The 17904-nt window shown below is 53.0% G+C and carries 12 protein-coding genes; 5 read left to right on the forward strand and 7 right to left on the reverse strand.

The features are described 5' to 3' along the window. Positions 1-2 precede the first annotated feature (2 nt). Entirely contained in the window at positions 3-812 is an 810-nt protein-coding gene (locus MRY86_RS22755; protein WP_293567337.1) for a universal stress protein, read from the reverse strand. A 186-nt stretch (positions 813-998) separates the two neighbouring features. On the opposite strand from MRY86_RS22755, the gene MRY86_RS22760 reads away from it, so the two are divergent. Together MRY86_RS22760 and MRY86_RS22765 are read left to right on the forward strand one after the other, a co-directional pair. Beyond that, positions 999-2666, forward strand: a complete 1668-nt coding sequence (locus MRY86_RS22760; protein ID WP_293567339.1) for a PAS domain S-box protein — start codon at positions 999-1001, stop codon at positions 2664-2666. Between the two features lie 101 nt (positions 2667-2767). Then, positions 2768-3811, forward strand: coding sequence for a response regulator (locus tag MRY86_RS22765; RefSeq protein WP_282783670.1), 1044 nt, complete (start codon positions 2768-2770; stop codon positions 3809-3811). Between the two features lie 93 nt (positions 3812-3904). Here MRY86_RS22765 and MRY86_RS22770 read toward each other — a convergent pair whose 3' ends face one another. From MRY86_RS22770 to MRY86_RS22790, 5 genes are all read right to left on the reverse strand, one after another. Then, a complete protein-coding gene (locus tag MRY86_RS22770) occupies positions 3905-4414 on the reverse strand; it encodes a hypothetical protein (RefSeq protein ID WP_293567345.1) in 510 nt (169 codons plus the stop codon). Between the two features lie 126 nt (positions 4415-4540). Then, positions 4541-6802, reverse strand: a complete 2262-nt coding sequence (locus tag MRY86_RS22775; protein ID WP_293567347.1) for a WG repeat-containing protein — start codon at positions 6800-6802, stop codon at positions 4541-4543. Between the two features lie 17 nt (positions 6803-6819). Then, positions 6820-7965, reverse strand: a complete 1146-nt coding sequence (gene hemW / locus MRY86_RS22780) for a radical SAM family heme chaperone HemW (RefSeq protein ID WP_293567349.1) — start codon at positions 7963-7965, stop codon at positions 6820-6822. Positions 7966-7975: 10 nt separating this feature from the next. Next, entirely contained in the window at positions 7976-8746 is a 771-nt protein-coding gene (locus MRY86_RS22785) for an alpha/beta fold hydrolase (protein ID WP_293567351.1), read from the reverse strand. 32 nt (positions 8747-8778) lie between these two features. Continuing rightward, positions 8779-9504 (reverse strand): hypothetical protein, encoded by a 726-nt coding sequence (locus tag MRY86_RS22790; RefSeq protein WP_293567353.1) that lies wholly within the window; start codon positions 9502-9504, stop codon positions 8779-8781. 182 nt (positions 9505-9686) lie between these two features. On the opposite strand from MRY86_RS22790, the gene MRY86_RS22795 reads away from it, so the two are divergent. The 3 genes from MRY86_RS22795 (at position 9687) to murI (ending at position 11625) form a co-directional block, all read left to right on the forward strand. Next, positions 9687-10208, forward strand: coding sequence for an OmpH family outer membrane protein (locus tag MRY86_RS22795; RefSeq protein ID WP_293567356.1), 522 nt, complete (start codon positions 9687-9689; stop codon positions 10206-10208). A gap of 104 nt (positions 10209-10312) precedes the next feature. Further along, positions 10313-10819, forward strand: a complete 507-nt coding sequence (locus MRY86_RS22800; RefSeq protein WP_282778843.1) for an OmpH family outer membrane protein — start codon at positions 10313-10315, stop codon at positions 10817-10819. Between the two features lie 11 nt (positions 10820-10830). Beyond that, positions 10831-11625, forward strand: coding sequence for a glutamate racemase (murI, locus tag MRY86_RS22805; protein WP_293567360.1), 795 nt, complete (start codon positions 10831-10833; stop codon positions 11623-11625). Positions 11626-11850: 225 nt separating this feature from the next. Here the strand turns inward: murI and MRY86_RS22810 are convergent, their stop codons facing one another. Further along, entirely contained in the window at positions 11851-17565 is a 5715-nt protein-coding gene (locus MRY86_RS22810) for a CHRD domain-containing protein (protein ID WP_293567362.1), read from the reverse strand. Positions 17566-17904: the final 339 nt, after the last annotated feature.

The raw sequence follows: 17904 nt of genomic DNA on the forward strand, positions 1-17904 counted from the left end.
CCTTAACCCTCTTTCAGAATAAGCAGGGGTACGGGCGTATTGAACACCTTCCTGGTCGTGGCACTTACGTGGAAAACTTCCTCCAGGAAGCCTCGCTGCCGCCGCACCATCACCAGCAGTTGCGCCCCGCAGTCTATTACGAAGTTATTGATGCTCTCATTGACGTTTTCTTCTTCGAGCTCGTAGTGGAAAGAATGGTCAATGCCGCTCAGCGCCTCGTCCACGCTGGGGTCGATGCCATCCTCTTCAAAGGCGGCCGATTGGTGAAAAACACAAACCGGTGCATCAAATGCTTTAGAAATCACCGACATCGGCTTTACCATTTCGCGATCTTCCAGCCCTTCTTCATCGATGGCCAGTACAATCTTTTCCACTGGCGTATACCTGTAGCCGGCAGGGACCGCAAGTACCGGTACGTCAGCCTGCTTCAGCACAGCATTTGTGGTGCTGCCAAAAAATATCTCCTGCAAACCTGAGGCGCCCTGTGTACCCATCAGAATGAGGTCATACCGGTTGCGCTGGGCAAAGTCGGTGATCAGGTCTACAGTAGGCCCCCGAAGGATTTGGCTATCAATGGTGACGCCGTTTTGCAGCCTGGGCTCTACAGCCTTTATAGCCTCAAGGGACTGGTCTACGGCATCCTTTTTCATAAAGTCGCTGACCGATACAAACATGCCTGCGTTGCTATGCACTTCGTAAGTGTGCAGTAAAGTCAGCTCTACATTGCCTATGGCATTGGCCAGCCCAACTCCGTATTGGAGGGCGCCCATGGCATTAGAGGAGAAATCGGTTGGAATCAGTATTTTTCTCATAGCACTGGCGTTTTGGTAGGATTCTACATCAATTTAACGGGGTCTCAGCAGACCAGGACATGACATCAATCAAGGCAGAGGGGTGACATTTGTCATCTTTTTCCACCGGGCTTACCTGTTAACTTGCCTGCTGATTTTGCCCTGACCAAGCCATTATCGCAAATACCAATTTCACGCACAAACATTTTGAGCCAATTATTTAAATCTTTAGCGCCCGAAGAAGCAGCCCTTCAGTTGGAGGCCATTATTCAGTCTGCAACGGACGGCATCATTTCTATTGATGCCAGGGGTCGCATGGTCTTAGTCAATCAGGCTGCCGCTCAACTTTTTGGATATTCGAAAGCGGAAATGCTCGGACAAAGCATCAATATGCTCATGCCGGCGCATCATGCCCAACAGCACGACAACTACATTGCCCGCTACATGAAAACCGGGGAGGCTCAAATCATTGGCATCGGCCGTGAAGTAATGGCTCAGCGCAAAGACGGCTCTCAATTTCCAATCAGGCTCAGCATTAGCGAAGTGGAAATGGGGGACCGCCGATTGTTCACCGGCATCGTCCACGACCTCACCCAGCAAAAGACCGCCGAATCGGCCCTACAAAGGGAGAAGGAGCGCGCCCAACGCTATTTGAATATCGCTAATACGATCATTGTTATTCTGGACCGCGATGGCAAAATAAATTTACTCAACGACAAAGGCCGGAAGATTCTTGAAGTCGAACCCAACGAAGCGATTGGCAAGGACTGGGTGGACCATTTCATCCCTGACAACTACCGGAGCGAAGTCAAAGTGGTCTTCCGGGCTCTGATGGATGGCAGGGACATTGAGTACTATGAGAATTATATACAGTCTGCTTCCGGAAAGCAACACCTGGTGGCCTGGCACAACACTTTACTGAGGGATGACGAGGGGCAAATTACCGGCACCCTGAGCTCCGGCATAGACATCAGTGCGCAACGGGAGGCTGAAGACCGGATCATCCGGCTCAATCAGGAGCTGGAAAAGCGGGTCGCTGCCCGTACGGAAGAGCTTGCCGAGGTGGTCAATCAGCTGCTTGGCATCAACAAACAGCTCAAGCATGAGATCAAAGAGCGGGAAACCGCCGAGGCTGCACTGAAAACCAAAGAGAAACAGCTGACCACCGCCCTGGAAAAGGAAAAGGAGCTCAACGAGCTCAAATCCCGGTTTGTCTCCATGGCTTCTCATGAGTTCCGGACGCCGCTGAGTACAATTCTTTCCTCTGCCGATCTCATCGAAGCTTATCAGAACGAAGAACAGCAAAAGAAGCGCCTTCGGCATACCCAAAGGATCAAGACCTCGGTAGCCAACCTGACCAGTATCCTCAACGATTTTCTGTCGCTGAGCCGGCTCGAAGAGGGCAAGCTAAGCTTCAACCCTTCCGAGTTTGAACTTACAGCAGTTTGGAAGGAAGTGGAAGAGGGCGTACAGGGCATGCTTAAAAAAGGACAACAGCTAAACATCAAAGGCCTTGAACAAATTCCCGACCTGAATACGGACCGTAGAATCCTGCAAAATATTTTCTACAATCTGCTTTCCAATGCCATCAAGTACAGCGGTGAGGGGCAGCCCATAGATTGCAAGGTAGAAAGGAAAAACGGGGATTTGAAAATCGCCATACAGGACTATGGCATCGGTATACCTGAATCCGAGCAACAGCATTTATTCACCCGCTTTTTCAGGGCGCATAATGTAGAAAACATACAGGGCACGGGGCTCGGGCTCAATATCGTCAAAGGTTATGTGGATCTCCTGGGCGGGCATATCACTTTTGAAAGCGTACCCGAACAAGGCTCAACGTTCAGGGTAACGATCCCCTTAGAGCATCACTAAAACACTCCGCAAGCTGTAAGCCATGATAACAGGTACCCGCTTTATTTAAAGAACAGGTATTCTAACTATATTTGAGGACTGTAACCAGATAAAAAACAGCGATGAAAAAAATCCTAGTCATTGAAGATAATGAGGAAGTACGTGAAAACCTGGAAGAAATCCTTGAGCTTTCCGGCTATCAGGTGACAACCGCCGAAGATGGTAAAGTAGGTGTTGAAAAAGCCCTGACCAACCCGCCTGACCTCATCCTGTGCGATGTGATGATGCCGCACCTCGACGGGTTTGGCGTGCTCAATATCCTTAGCAAGAAGAGCGCGACTTCCAATGTGCCGTTCATTTTTCTTACCGCAAAAACGGAAAAATCCGACTTCCGCCGGGGCATGAACCTCGGGGCCGACGACTACGTCACTAAGCCTTTCTACAAAGACGAGCTGCTCGATGTCATCGAAACCCGCCTGGAAAAAAGCGAACGGCTCAAAAAGCAGTTTGACAAAACCGAGCAGGGCCTTACGGCTTTCATCAACGAGGCGAAAGGGTACGAAGAACTCCGCAAACTATCGGATGAGCGGAAAGTCAAACACTACAAGCGGCGTGACCTCATTTTTGAAGAGGGCGACTACCCCCGCTATCTCTACTTTGTCAAATCCGGCAAAGCCAAAGTCTTTAAGACCAACGAGGATGGGAAGGAATACATCATTGAAATCTGCAAGGAAGGGGACTTCTTCGGTTACCTGGACTTGCTGAAAGAGGAAAAGTACACAGAGTCCGCAGCCGCCATGGAGGAAACAGAGATCAGCCTGATCCCAAAGGAGGATTTTTCAAAGCTGCTGAATGCCAACCGGGACGTAGCTTCCCAGATGATTAAAATGCTGGCCAGCAACGTCACTGCCAAGGAGGAACAACTGCTCAACCTCGCGTACAACTCCGTGCGGCGGCGAGTAGCGGATGCCATCCTGCTCCTGCACGAAAAGCAGGGCGAAGGCAATATCAGTATTCTGCGTGATGACCTGGCGCGCATCGTAGGTACCGCCAAAGAGAGCGTTATCCGTATGCTTACCGAATTCAAGGAGGATGGCTATATTGAAGTGATTGACGGTGCGATCAAGATCGTTGATCCGGAGGGGCTCCGCAATATGCATGCTTAAAACTCCGGCAGGCCACGGTGGCCCCACCTAACAGAAGAAGCAGCTGAACGTACGCTCAGCTGCTTCTTTTAGTTTGGTGTAAAGCGGTTTAGGCTATTGCCCCAGAATGTAACGGACGCCTACACTTCCGTAGCCGCCACCAAAGCCGCTAAGATAGCCATTGAAGGAAAACGTCGGTATCCAGTCTACGCTTATATTAACCGGCGCGTCATCAAATGCATAATCCAGACCAAGATACCCTTGTATGCCAATAGCGGTTGAAGAGTAGTCATCGTCAAAAGCGAAGGCATTGTCATAGTTCCAGAAAAATACAGTAGCTCCGCCACCATAATACCAGTGCAGACCCTCAAGCCCTTCTATATCCAGCGGTTTGTGGATCTGATAACCTGCGCTAACATTTACCCAGCGCCCGTAACCCCATCCTCTTGTCCCGACGTATGCTTCCACGGCATGTCCATTATCATTCAGAAAATGCTTGATAGAAAGAGAAAGTGGATAACCAAGCCGGGCCCCTACAGCAGTGCGGTATTCCTGTGCAGTAGCAGAATCCGTAATCAGCATAAAGCTGAAGAGCAATGGCAAGAAAAATAATAGTCTTTTCATAGTAAAAAGTTATGGTTAATTAGGATTAAACTTTTTATCCGATTCTCAATGTTTTGAGTAGACTATGCTATTATTCCGGCACCAAATATAGAAGTTTCAATGGAATAACGATAAACCCTGTGCATTTTATCCTCCTTCTTGTTCAAACCTGAGAAGCTGCCCGATCTCATACAAATCAGGAATACTCTCCAGAAAATTAGCATCCTTACAGGATAACTCCAGGTGTATGACCGTCTGCCCATCCTCCGACAAGCAGTAAATATGCTTCCTGAAAAAATCATAGTAGCGGACCCGCTCCCGCTCCGTATAGGCTAATGCAGGTTGTTGGTCCAAAGTGATTGAGGCAGTGGCTTTTGCCAGATTTTTGCCCGCCCAGTCTTCCAGCGATTGCCCGCCGGCAGGCAGGAATTCGTACACCACCCGGGACTGCCCGTAGTCGCCCTGCTTGTAGAGCTTTTGAATGCTTCTTTCCAGTTGCCATGTCTTTGGATAGGTCAGAATGAGTCCATGCTCCACCGTATCCGCTTTGTAATCCGCTTCAAGTTCCGCAGGCGAAGGCAATACCGGAGGATGCGCCTGCCCCCGGGCATCGAAGTACCCGAAGCGGTCATCGGATACGAATTGCGCCACGGCATTGTTCTCAGCCAGTATCTGACAAAGTTCCTGCGTGGTGGTGTAATCCCCGCAACCTTTAAGCATCCGGTATTTCATGGGCGTCAGCAGCTCCCCTGTCGTCCTCAGCAGGCCAAAGCGCCCCTCCTGCTGCCCTACGAGCACACCTTTAGTCAGTGCCCGCAAATGCCCATAGACGGGCTCAATCATCAATTGCCCCTCCCGGTTGATAAAGCCCCAGTTGTTGTCCTGCGCTTGTACCAGGTAGCCTTCCAGGTCCACCGGAATAAGGCCAGCGTACTTGCCTGGGCTTACCATCCACTGCCCTTGGGTATCAATAACGCCAGTCTGCCCGTTTTCTAAAGCTACGGCCTGATTGCCCTGAAAGGGGTGGATGAGGTCAAACTGTGGCGACAGGAGCATGGCGGCGCGATCGTTGATCAGGCCCATTTCCCCGCCTGCAAAAGCCCAGTAGGTGGTGTCATCACGTGGGATCAGGCGTTCATACACGAAGGGTACCAGCGTATCGCCTGAAAGGTGCAGTATCCCCTGCCCTCCATTGCGTTGAGCCAGCAGCAGGCTGTCGCCTAAATATTCCAGCTTTTCAAAGTAGATGGGGAACAACGCTTTTCCGTCCGTTTGTACCAGACCGTACCGCTCTTCCAGTTTGACCAGGGCAAGGCGGGGATGCACCGGCTCAATCTCATCGTATTGGGCGGGGAGCAACACACGGTTCTCCCCATCGCGCAGTCCGGTCCGCCCTTTTTCCATGAAGGTTTGAAAGTGTGCGGCGTTAGCAGCGTCACACCAGCGCTTAAGTTTGCGGGGTACCTTCTGAAGGGCATTTAGCCAGACCCAGTCTTCCTGAGCGCCGTCCGCTGTAGCGACCTGCCAACCCCAGGATTCTCTGGACTTGATCTGGTACACCAAGGATTCCCGCTGATCGGCACGCTGAATGCTTAGCGCCTCCCCTTTTAGCTGCCACCTTGCCGTTGTTGATTGTGCGCTACGCCCGTCCCAGTAACGGGCGTGCCCATTTTCTGCCAGCAGCCAGTATGCAGCTCCGCCCTGCACAGCCATCCAACCAGAGGCTTCCTCCGTTGCCTGCACCATCCGCCGCTCTACGAGCTGCTGCTGTCCGGATAGCCGGTTGTGTACCAACTGCCGGTCCCAGCGCCCGGAATTATCCCAACGGTATTCATAGGTCCGCCAGGCGGTCAGTTGCCCCTTATCGAGCCAAGATTCTGCCACGGGCCAGCCTTCCGCATTGAGCAAATAAGCAAACGCCCGCTGCCCATCTATGCTGACCAACGAAAGGCGACTAGCTTCAGGCGTACCGGAAAGCTCAGGCATTACGGCGAGCAGCGTATCCATAGCTGCGGTCGGGGTCGCTGCGGGTCTCAGGGCGGTGGTGTCATAAAACAACCCGGCCGTGCCAGGTGCCCTGTGCCATAGCTGACCGGTGTGGAACCGGGCCTGCATTGCACCCTCTTCGCCCAATTCCAATGTCCACTTTTGGGCGGCCCCGTAAACGGGCATACGGGTTACCTGTAGCTGATCCACGCCATCGGGCTGGCTGCATTGGACCTCAGACAAGGTAGCCTGCTCAAAATCCCATGCCCCGGTCTGCTCACTGACGGTGTAAGTCAACAGATAGGCATGCGTACCGGGCGCATCAGCCGGAAAGAGCCATTGTGGAAACATCTGTGCCGAAATAGCCGTAAAAAACAATTGAAAGGCGGCGATAAAAAGGGCCACCCGAATGGAATTGCTCATATGCTCAAAATTTTCTCTTACCAAAATAAATCGGCAGCAATACCATCTGCCATAAAACGGTGGGTGCCAGGCAGCCAGTATTTGCCATGCGCTGAAGCCACCTGCCCCGCCGCCTCAAAACGGGCAACTTCCCGCTCAAAGTGTGCCGCATATTCCACTCCAAAACGGCTCCGGATAGTGCCCAGGCTAACCCCCCAGATGGTCCGAAGACCGGTCATCACATATTCATTGTACTGATCGGCAGTGCTGAGTTCCTCTTTTTCAAACAGCCCTAAGCCGATCGCCTGGCCCAGATCAGAGGATGCCATCGCTTTGAGGTACTTCGCGTTATTGGCCACGTTCCACTGCCGGCTATGCCCGTTGAAACTGTGGGCAGAGGGGCCAATGCCGAGGTAGGGCTCTCCTTTCCAGTAGCTGCTGTTGTGCAGGGCGTAGCGCCCGGGCAGGGCAAAATTGGACACCTCGTATTGTTCATACCCTGCGGCACCAGTCAGCTCTACCAGCATCTCAAAGTGGCGGGCAGCGGCAGCTTCCTCCACCGGGGGAACTTTGCCTTTTCTTACAAAATAGTCGAGGGCGGTCTGCGGCTCTACCGTCAGAGCATAGGCGGAAAAGTGGGGTACTTCAGCCTCCAAAACCGTTTGCAGATTGGCGGCCCAATGCGCATCAGGCATGGTGGGCGCGCCGTAGATGAGGTCGACGGTAAGGTCGCGGAAGCCAGCGGCGCGGGCGCGTTCCACACACTGACGGGCTTCAGCCGCATTATGTGCCCGGTTGAAAAAGGTGAGGTCTTCTTCGAAAAAAGACTGAATGCCAATGCTCAGCCGGTTGACCGGCGATGCGCGCAGGGCTTGCAGCTTTTCCGGTGTGAGGTCATCGGGGTTGGCCTCAAGGGTGATTTCGGCATCCGGCGCGAGTTCGAAGTGCCGGGCAACGGCGTCGAAAAACGCAGCCAGTTCCTCCGCTTCCAGCAGGCTGGGTGTCCCCCCGCCAAAGTAAAGGCTTTGCAAAGGCTCCTGTGGCAGGTAGCCCGCGCGCCAGTGCAGCTCCTTCAGCATGGCTTCCACTACCTGCGACTTGTACTTCAGCGAGGTGGAGAAGTGGAAATTGCAGTAGTGGCAGGCTTGCTTGCAAAATGGAATATGAAAATAAATACCTGGCATGTACCGTAGTTTAAGCCTCTAAAAACGATTCTAAGGCTTCCAATAGTGCCTTCGGTGCCTCGGCATGCACCCAGTGCCCGGCTTTGTCGATGGTCTTGAGCTGGTATTTGGGGAAGTGGGCTTCCAAGTCAGGCAGGTCGCTGTCCTGAATGTAATCGGAGCGCCCGCCGCGCACAAACAGCGTGGGGCCTTCAAAGGGCGGGTGCTGCCCGGGCAAAGCATCCAGGATATCAGCATAGTGGTTCCACAGGGCATCCAGGTTCATTTTCCAACGGTAAGCACCGGATTTGCTGCGGGTCAGGTTTTTTAACAAAAACTGGCGGATACCCAGGCTATTGATCTGGGCTTTCAGCATATCCTCGGCTTCTCCCCGGCTGTCAATCGCGGACAGGTCAAGGCTTTGCAGGGCTTTGAATATCTCCTCATGCCCACCGGTGTAGGCTTTGGGGGCAATATCCACCACAATCAATTTGTCCACCATGTCCGGGTAATGTTGGGCGAAGGCCATGGCTGTTTTGCCGCCCATGGAGTGCCCCAGGATGTGGGCTTTGAAAATCCAGTGGGACTCCATAAAGTGGTGCAGGTCTTCGGCCATGGCGGTATAGGTATGTGCCTCATCGTGGGGCGAGCGCCCATGGTTGCGTTGGTCTACCAGATAAACGGTGTAATGCTCCGCCAGTTTTTTGCCAAGGGTCTGCCAGTTATCGAGGGTGCCGAACAGCCCGTGCAGTATGATGAGCGGTTCGCCTTGTCCGAAGGTTTTATAGTTGAGTTCGAGCATGGGTCGTTTTTCTTTTGTGCAAAAGTCTGTAATTATGCTGGCTGAAACAACACCGATGCCGGCGTACGCCCCTCTTCCCAATCTCCCTCCGTACGGTAAGGGTGGAAACGGCAGAATAGCTCCTCCTTGTACCAGCCCAATTCACGGGTACGGCGCACCACCTCTTTGTGGTATTGGCTGCGGTAGGCATAAGCGGTCATGAGCTCACTGTTTTGCCAGAGGCTGAAGGTGGCCTGCTGTACAAGGGGCAGCTCGCCAATGCCTACGGAAAACAGCAGCCCTTCCTTGTCCTCCACCGAGCGGCTTACCGGGGGCACAAAACGCCAGAATCGCCACAGGTGGCGGGTGTGAATGGTCGCCCGGGTGATTACCGCTACCGGGCGGGCGGGATCATAATCTGTAGTGATGGGGAAAGGCATCTCCCCTTCCCACTCGCCATGCGCTTTGGCCGCCTCCATGTAGACCGTCCACCAGCCCGCGCAGCGCTCCCGGAATTCCGCAAACAGCGCATGCTTTTGAAAGAAGCGCGTTGCCGCACCTTCGTTTTCCCATACTCCAAGCAGACCGTAAACACCGAAATTGGGCCAGATGCTGAAGCCATTGCCTGCCCCGCTGCCCAGCATTTTGTGGAAACGCAACCCTTCTACCTGAGACAGCGATTCCCCGGCCAGCCCCATTTGCTTAAAGCCCCACCAACGGTTGGGCAGAGACTGATACCGGAAAAAAGAAATGGTGGTAACGGATTGAGATGCAGCCATAGTTGTGTTGTATTGATGAGTACAACAGCAGCAACCGGGGCAATTGTTGCGCCCGCGTTAAAAAAGCCTTTGTGCGTTAAATCGAGGTTAAACAACGGGCAGTTGAGGCACCCAAACAGAAGGATGTTGCGTTATGGTGTTGTGTTCCGTACATTCGTCAAAAAATCAAAAACAACGAAAATATGAACCAGTTATCACTAAAGAAGGCGCTGCTGACCCTAACCATCGTGGCAGCCGGCACCTTCACCACCTTCGCCCAGCGCATTGCCTATGTGAATGTCAATACCATTCTGGAAAGCATTGACGAATACCAGGCAGCGCAGCGCGACCTCGACAAAACCGCACAGGCATGGCGGCAGGAAATCGCTCAGGAATACGATAAAATCAAGGGGATGTACAACCGCTATCAGGCGGAGCAAGTCCTTTTGAGCGAAGACGAACGACAGCGCCGTGAGGAAGAGATCATGGGCAAGGAGCAGGAAGTGCGCGACCTGCAAAAGTCCCGCTTCGGCCCGGAAGGCGATCTATTCAAGCTGCGGCAGGACCTCGTGCGCCCCATTCAGGAACGCGTCTACGCTGCGATTGAAGAATATGCTCAGGAGCGCGGCTATGACTTCATTTTTGATAAATCCAGCGGTGCCGGCATGATCTTTTCCAACCCGTCTTACGACAAAACGGAAGACGTCATGAAGAAGCTGAAGTAATAAGGCGCAGGATTTCAGGCAAAAAAGCACGAAATTCTTATTTTTGCACCCGCAAAAAACAAAGATCAATTATTTGATCCAATACAAATTCAAACCGCATACGAATGAAAAGTTTGTTGAAAATCACTTGTCTTGTAGCCCTCTTTGCAGCGACCGCTGGCACGCTACAGGCCCAAAAGTTTGGCTATGTCAACTCTGCAGCTATCCTGGCTGAAATGCCGGAGGTAAAGCAAGCGGATGCCAACCTTGAAGCCCTGCAAAAGCAGTTGCAGAAAAAAGGCCAGAGCATGCTGGAGCAGTTGCAGCAAGACTATGGTGTCTTGCAGCAGAAAGTTCAGAGCGGCGACTTGTCTCCTAAGCAACAGGAGGAAGAAGCACAAAAGCTGCAGGCACGCGAGCAGGAAATTGCTGCTTTTGAGCAGGACATGCGCAAGCAGGTTTCCGATAAGCGTGAAGAACTGTTGGGCCCGATCTACGAGAAGGTCAATCAGGCCATCAAGGATGTAGCAGAAGAGAATGGCTTCCAGTTCATTTTCGACCAAAATGTGCTGCTTTACGCTGAAGACTCTCAGAATGTGAATGATTTGGTAAAGGCGAAGCTGGCCAACTAAGCCTGCCGGCAATGCCCAACCTACCCATCGGTATATTTGATTCTGGCATAGGCGGCCTTTCGGTCGCCCGTGCCATTATCGATTTGCTACCTTCCGAGCCCTTCCTCTATTTCGGCGATACCGCCCGTATCCCCTACGGCACTAAGCCTGCCGATACCATCCGTCAGTACAGCCTGGATATTACCCGGTACCTGATCGAGTCAGGCGCTAAAGCTATTGTGGTGGCTTGCAATACCGCCTCTGCTGCTGCATTGGGCACCTTGCGGGCTGCCTGGCCGGACATACCCATTGTAGGCATGGAGCCGGCCGTCAAGCCTGGTGCCAACGCCACGCAGACCGGTGTGGTGGGCGTACTCGCTACCGCCGGCACTTTTAAAAGTCAGCGCTATGCGGACCTCATGCAGCGCTACGCCAGTGGCATCACGCTGCTGGAAGACCCTTGCATTGGCCTGGTGGAGCAAATCGAAGCCGGCGAGCTCAACACCTCCGCTACCCGGCAACTTTTGGAGGCTATCCTGTTGCCTATGATCCGGCAGCAGGCCGATACCTTTGTGCTGGGCTGTACCCACTACCCTTTTGTAGCACCGCTACTGCAGGACATCATCGGCCCGGAACGAACTATCATCAACCCGGCTCCCGCCGTAGCCCGCCAACTACAACGGGTCCTTACCGAGCACCACCTGCTCGCCTCCCCTTCTGCGGAAACCAGGCACCAACTCTTTTTCTCCGGCCCTCTGCAGGGCACCAAAGCCCTTGCCCGGCATATGATCGGGCCTGATTTTACCGTAGAGCGCCTTTCAATGTAAGAGCTTGTTTGGATTTCACACTTCGGGCTGCTCTTGCCAAATTTTATCCTGCTCTTCGTTATTCTTCGGTCACGTAGCTAAGGCTATGTTTCCTCATCACGCCTTGACCAGAACAAAATTTGGCTACGTTCGCTCCAAAAGCAAAATCCCAACAAGCTCTAAAAAAAGCCGGCAGTGACGTGCACTACCGGCTCTGATCAATTCTCCATTAACTAATTAAGCGCCTTATTCGACGATGAACCGACGGGTTGCGACTTGCTGCCCCTCTACGATGAGACGCAGGAAGTAGGTGCCCGCAGGCATTTGCCGGACGTCAAGTTGCTCAACTGTTGTACCGGAAGACAGCTCCACAGGTACAATGTGTACCGCCTGCCCGTTGCCGTTATGCACCATCAGTTGTCCTTTCCGGGTTTGCTGACTGCTCATTTCTACGGTTAGGTTATTGCGGGTAACCGTTGGGAAAGCTTTCAAGCCCAAACCGGCTGCGGCCACATCCAGTGTGGAAGTAATCATCCCACGGGTCACTTCTACGGTTGAGAAGCCGCCCGGAGTGGCTACACTTCCATCTGAAGCTACTGCACGGTGGTACAGCGTTACGGTTTGGTTAATGGCAATGCCCCCGTCTTCCAGGATTTGGTCCACCACACCAAAGGTGGTCTCGAAGGTCTGCTCCGCGCCCACATTTTGCTGTACGAGCACTTCGGTAAAATCCTCCTCAGAAGCGAGCTGCCAAATATACACCAAGTCATCGCGATCGCTTGCTTCAGACCAGGTTGCTGCAAATGGCGTTTCTGGATCGCCCTCAATGGTCAGTGCGGCACCGTCCATGGGAGCTGTAATCTCTGCTTCATCCGATGGGAAGCGGTTGATTTCCGGAAGTACCTGCCCGCGGAGTTCTCCGGCGGGTTGCTCCTCCGTGTGGATATTCACATAGTAGCTGCCACTGCGGATCGCTTCCACCTGTTCTGCTGTGAGGGCGTAGGTGTTGTCGGCAGCAATAAATGCTCCACTTGTTTGATCGGCATCTATCGTAGGCATCAGCCCAAGATCAACATCTCCATTCATACCCGGGCCACCGAGGTGGAGGTGTGCACCACCGGCTACATTCTCATCGAATGGGCTTTCCAGTCCGGAAAACGCACCAGTCAGCGTTAGGGTCTCGCCAGTCAGTTCGGCCTTAATGCCGCCCACTGCTTCTGATCCGATCGGCTGTACTTCATTGAAGCCACTCAGGCTGCTGGTGAAGTAGGTGGTAGACAAGGGTAGCAGCTGGCCACGCACTTCGCCCGATGGGAAATCCATAGAGTGGACGTTCACGTAGTACTGACGCATGCGCAAAGTGTCTATCCAACCTTCGCTCGCCATGTTGGTGTTGTCGGCGGCGGGGAAGATGCCGTTGGTGCCATTGGCGTCAGCCAGTACACCCAGTACATTCTGGACGCCACCATTTTCACCGGCGTAGCCCAAATGGATGTGCGCGCCACCGGCAATATCGGTTTCCAGCATGCTCGACAGGGCGTTAAAGCTACCTGTTGCAGTAATCCGTCCGGGGTTGACTTCCAGTGCGAGCGCACCTACTGCTTCCGTATTGACAGCTGGTACCTCACTGGCACCACTGAGGGGCGCATAGAAGTAGGTCCGGGCTTCGGGCAGCACCTGGGCACGCAATTCGCCCGACTGAATATTGGTACTGTGTATATTGACATACAGACCACGGGCTTTCATCAGTTCAATTTGATCTTCTTCCAGCTGATAGGTGTTGGGCATAGCTGCGAAAGTACCCCCAAGATTATCACCGTCCAGGTCAAGATCCAATGGAATAAGTACATCACCCGTCTGACCGGCATAACCGGCGTGAATATGTGCACCGCCGGCAATATCCGTAGCTACAGGGCTGCTCAGCCCGGCGAAGGTACCTGCAAGGGTCATCCGGCTACCAGACAATTCTGCCTGTACTGCACCGAGGGCTTCGGTGGCAGCTTCAGGCACTTCAAAAATGCCTGACAGGTACCCGGTGAAGACCACCTGGCTTTCCAGCATCAGCTGACCGCGGATTTCACCTGATGGCTGATTCAAAGAGTGGATATTGACATACAAGCCACGGCTCATCATGGCTTCCAGCTGATCCGCGTTGATGGTAAAGGTGTTATCGGATGGCAGGAAACGACCTGCATTTCCACCCTCATCGGTAACGTTGAGCGGGAAAATGACATCGCCATTCTCACCCGGCAAGCCCATGTGGATATGAGCGCCACCGGCAATATCCGTATTCAATGCGCTTTCCAGACCGGAGAAGGAACCGGAAACCACAATCGTCGAGTCGTCCATCAATTCAGCAACAACAGCACCGCCTGCCATACTTGTTACAGCAGGAGCTTCATTGGCACCAGACAGGTGCGCACGGAAGACCGCTCTTGGCGTACCTGCAAGTTGACCGCGCAGCTCGCCGCCCGGATAGTCTGCCGTATGGATATTAGCATACAGGGACCGGTTGTTCAGCAGTTCGCGCTGATCCTCGGTTAGGGTAAAGGTATTGTCCTCCGCGCGGAAGACCCCACTTCTCAGTTCGGCATCCACGTCGGCGTTGAGACCAATTTCGATACCACCGTTTTCACCCGCCTGCCCAATGTGCAAGTGGGCACCACCAGCAATATCAGCATCAAAATCGCTCTCCAGCCCGGAGAAGGCACCACTGACCGTCAGTTCGCCATTCGCAACTTCCAGCACCAGTGCACCCTGACCAGATGTCACGGCTGATGGCACTTCATTGCTACCCAGTAGGGACATGGTATATATGGCTTCGGATACTGGCGTAAGTTGACCTCGAAGTTCACCGCCACCGAAGTTATCAGAGTGGATATTGACGTACATTTCTCTGTTGCGAAGCATCGCCACTTCTTCATCACTCAGGGTGAATACGTTGTCGTCAGAAAGGAATGCTCCACTGAGCGAATCCGTGCTGACTTCAATATTTAGCGGATAAAGTACCGGTCCATTCTCACCGGCAAAACCGGCATGCAGGTGGGCACCCCCTGCAATTTCTTCTGCAATCTTACTGCTCAGGCCTTCGAAACCACCGGAGACGGTCAGTTCGTTGCCAGACAGGGAGGCAGAGACAAAGCCTGTTGCTGTGCTTAGAATGGGCAGTGCTTCATTATGCCCTGAAAGCGTGGTTTCGAAGAGGTCTTCCATTACTTCTCCACGCGTAATGTTGACAGCAGAAGCCGCACCCGCTGTAGCTACGGCACCGTCCGTGGCTACCGCCCGGTGGTAGACCGTGACCTCTGTGCCTACGTCTACGCCAAGGCTGCCCAACAGGCCGTCAACCGTTTCGAAATCTGTTACGAATTCGGTGCTATTGCCTACATTTTGCTGGAAGACAATATCTTCAAAGTCTGCATCCGTGGACAACTGCCACACATAGGCGAGCGGACTATCATCGGTAGCCGCACTCCAGGTGGCTGAGAAATCCGTCGTTGCACCACCTTCCAGCAGAAAGTCTGTCCCGTCGGGTGGGAAGTTGATCATAGGGGCGGATACCGGGAAGAAGTTACTCTGTTGGAGTATCTGCCCGCGCAGTTCACCACCAGGGTATGCCATCGTGTGGATATTGGCATAGTAATTTCCGGCAATAAGATCAACGGCCTGCTCTTCTGAAAGTGTAAAGGTGTTATTATTGGCCATAAAGGTTCCGGACAGGTTATCGGAAGCGGTCATGGCATTGATTACAATATCAACACCTCCGTTTTCGCCCGGAGCACCAAGGTGGAGGTGCGCGCCTCCGCCAATGTTCGGATCAAATTCATCAGTAAGGCCACTAAACGCGCCGGTTACAGTCAATTGGTCACCGTTGAGCTCCAGCTTAAGGCCACCAACGGCAGGGCTCACAGCTACCGGCACTTCATTGAAAGCGTCCAGCGATGTGGTGAAATAAGCCGTGGCAAAAGGCAAGGTCTGTCCGCGCAATTCACCGCTTTGAAAGTCCTCAGTGTGTATATTCACATATAGCCCGCGGTTGCGCAGGCTCGACCGAAGTGCCTCCGTGGAAGGCACCACGTTATCAGCAGCCGGGAAAGCGCCACTCAGCCCATCTCCGGCGATATCTGAAGACAGGTTTTCTTCTATGCCTCCATTGCTTCCGGCCAGTGCGCTGTGCAGGTGCGCGCCACCTGCTACAGCAGCATCAAACGGAGCGGAAAGCCCGGAAAAAGAGCCGACACTGATAATATCATCAGATCGAACTTCCATCAGTACCTGACCGGTGGCGGTCGTATTTACAGCAGGCACCTCACTTGTTCCGGACAGAGCTGCATTCATATAATAGCGTGCTTCGCCAAGCAGCTGCCCGCGCAGCTCTCCACCGCCATTCGTTAAGGTATGAATATTGACGTAGTAAGCACGGTTCATGACCGACATGACCTGTTCTTCTGTCAGTTCAAAGGTATTGTCTACGGGATCAAATGTACCCCCGTTGAGGTCATCGTTTAGGTCAATGGCGAGTGGGAATTCCACCGGCCCGTTTTCGCCCGGCAGCCCCACATGCAGGTGGGCACCACCGACGATACTTACATCGACGGCACTGCTCAACTCACTAAAAGAACCTGATACGGTAAGCATATTGCCCCGAAGTTCAGCTTTCACGGCACCGAAGGCACGGGTCGTGACCGGAGGGGCTTCAAATCCGCCGCCGAGGACTGCTGTCAGGTATATTGGCGCTTCAGGCAATAATTGCCCGCGTATTTCGCCAGCTTGCTGATCAGCCGTATGAATATTAACGTAAAAGCCGCGGTCGTAAATGGCCGTCAAATCATCTGGTGTAAGGGCAAACCGGTTGCTTGCCGCCTCAAATGTACCCTCGGTCATGTTGTTCTCCAGGTCGCTTGTCAGTGCAAAGGTGACAGGACCATTTTCACCAGCCAGACCGGTATGAATATGGGCACCACCAGCGATATCGGTGGCTACTTCGCTTTCCAGACCGGTAAAACTACCGTAGGCAATCAGGCTGTCTTCAATGACTTCTGCCTGCACCACGCCTGTTGCGTAGCTCGTTACCGCCGGCTGCTCATTGGTGCCGGAGAGGTGTGCCCGCAGAACGGTTGAAGCTGCTATGGAGGCAACCTGCCCCCGGAGTTCGCCTGCGCCGTAGGTTGTCGTATGGATATTGGCGTAGTAAAGGCGGTTTTCCAGTGCTTCAACCTGGCTCTGCTCCAGCCCGAACGTGTTATCCGCAGCGGTGAATACGCCTCCTTTCAGATCAGGGTTAGTTGTGGCATTCAGCAGAATGTCTACATCTCCGTTTTGCCCGGGCAGGGCAAGGTGCAGGTGGGCACCCCCCAGTACGGAGGCATCAAAATCGCCCTCCAGGTCCGCAAAACTACCGGTAACGGTCAGTTGATCATCCACTAGATCAAGTGCAAGAGCACCGTGTCCATTGGTAGAGACAGATGGCACCTCATTGCTTCCGGAGAGGTTGATAAAGTAATTGTTGCCTTCCGGCAAAAGCTGCCCCCGGATTTCTCCACCGGGATAAAGAGTCGTATGGATATTCACATACATCCGGCGTTCCATCAGCGCATCCATCTCCTCGGCAGACAGCGTAAAGGTATTGGACGCGGCTTCAAATGTACCGCTTTTGAGGAGGATACCAAGATTGGGGCTTAGCTCGAAGGTAATCCCTCCATTCTCTCCGGCATAACCGGTGTGAATGTGAGAACCGCCCGCTACCGTGACGTCGAAGTTGCCTTCCAGCCCGGTGAAACTGCCCGATACAGCCAGTTCATTGCCGTCCAGTACAGCCGTAATTTCCCCGAAAGCACGGCTAACTACCGGAGTCGCTTCATTGCGCCCGCTAAGCTCGGCGGTAAAGGTCATCTGCGCGCTGCCCACAAATGGCAGGCTGCAAAAAACCAGTAATAAAATTAAGTAGTCTCTAATCTTCATAAATTGACTTTATTGAGTTTGCGATTATAAAAGGGCTGCAAAAAACATAGCTATTACACCTTTCGGATGGACCGAAAGTGTAACGAATAGTAAAGTGCAGACTTGTCTGTTGTTTTTTGTTTGCCAGGGCGCGCATCAAATTGTGCGTCCGTCTGAGGTGTATTATCCGTTTTATTCAATAACAAGGCTCACGGATAATTCAAATGATTGCCTTTGGAATTATATACGAAGGCATATCGAGAGGTGTGTATAACAAATTGCACAAGTTAGCTATCTTTAAAGTATGAAGAAGCCAACCCCCACCCCGAGCGAGCTAGAACAAGTTGCCGACGAGATACT

It is taken from the genome of Phaeodactylibacter sp. (genome assembly GCF_022763345.1).
Taxonomy (GTDB): domain Bacteria; phylum Bacteroidota; class Bacteroidia; order Chitinophagales; family Saprospiraceae; genus Phaeodactylibacter.

What these genes read in the sequence shown, in the direction of transcription:
- MRY86_RS22755 (WP_293567337.1), bottom strand. Translation starts at nt 812, where the DNA reads ATGAGAAAAATACTGATTCCAACCGATTTCTCCTCTAATGCCATGGGC.
- MRY86_RS22765 (WP_282783670.1), top strand. Translation starts at nt 2,768, where the DNA reads ATGAAAAAAATCCTAGTCATTGAAGATAATGAGGAAGTACGTGAAAAC.
- MRY86_RS22770 (WP_293567345.1), bottom strand. Translation starts at nt 4,414, where the DNA reads ATGAAAAGACTATTATTTTTCTTGCCATTGCTCTTCAGCTTTATGCTG.
- MRY86_RS22775 (WP_293567347.1), bottom strand. Translation starts at nt 6,802, where the DNA reads ATGAGCAATTCCATTCGGGTGGCCCTTTTTATCGCCGCCTTTCAATTG.
- hemW (WP_293567349.1), bottom strand. Translation starts at nt 7,965, where the DNA reads ATGCCAGGTATTTATTTTCATATTCCATTTTGCAAGCAAGCCTGCCAC.
- MRY86_RS22785 (WP_293567351.1), bottom strand. Translation starts at nt 8,746, where the DNA reads ATGCTCGAACTCAACTATAAAACCTTCGGACAAGGCGAACCGCTCATC.
- MRY86_RS22790 (WP_293567353.1), bottom strand. Translation starts at nt 9,504, where the DNA reads ATGGCTGCATCTCAATCCGTTACCACCATTTCTTTTTTCCGGTATCAG.
- MRY86_RS22795 (WP_293567356.1), top strand. Translation starts at nt 9,687, where the DNA reads ATGAACCAGTTATCACTAAAGAAGGCGCTGCTGACCCTAACCATCGTG.
- MRY86_RS22800 (WP_282778843.1), top strand. Translation starts at nt 10,313, where the DNA reads ATGAAAAGTTTGTTGAAAATCACTTGTCTTGTAGCCCTCTTTGCAGCG.
- murI (WP_293567360.1), top strand. Translation starts at nt 10,831, where the DNA reads ATGCCCAACCTACCCATCGGTATATTTGATTCTGGCATAGGCGGCCTT.
- MRY86_RS22810 (WP_293567362.1), bottom strand. Translation starts at nt 17,565, where the DNA reads ATGAAGATTAGAGACTACTTAATTTTATTACTGGTTTTTTGCAGCCTG.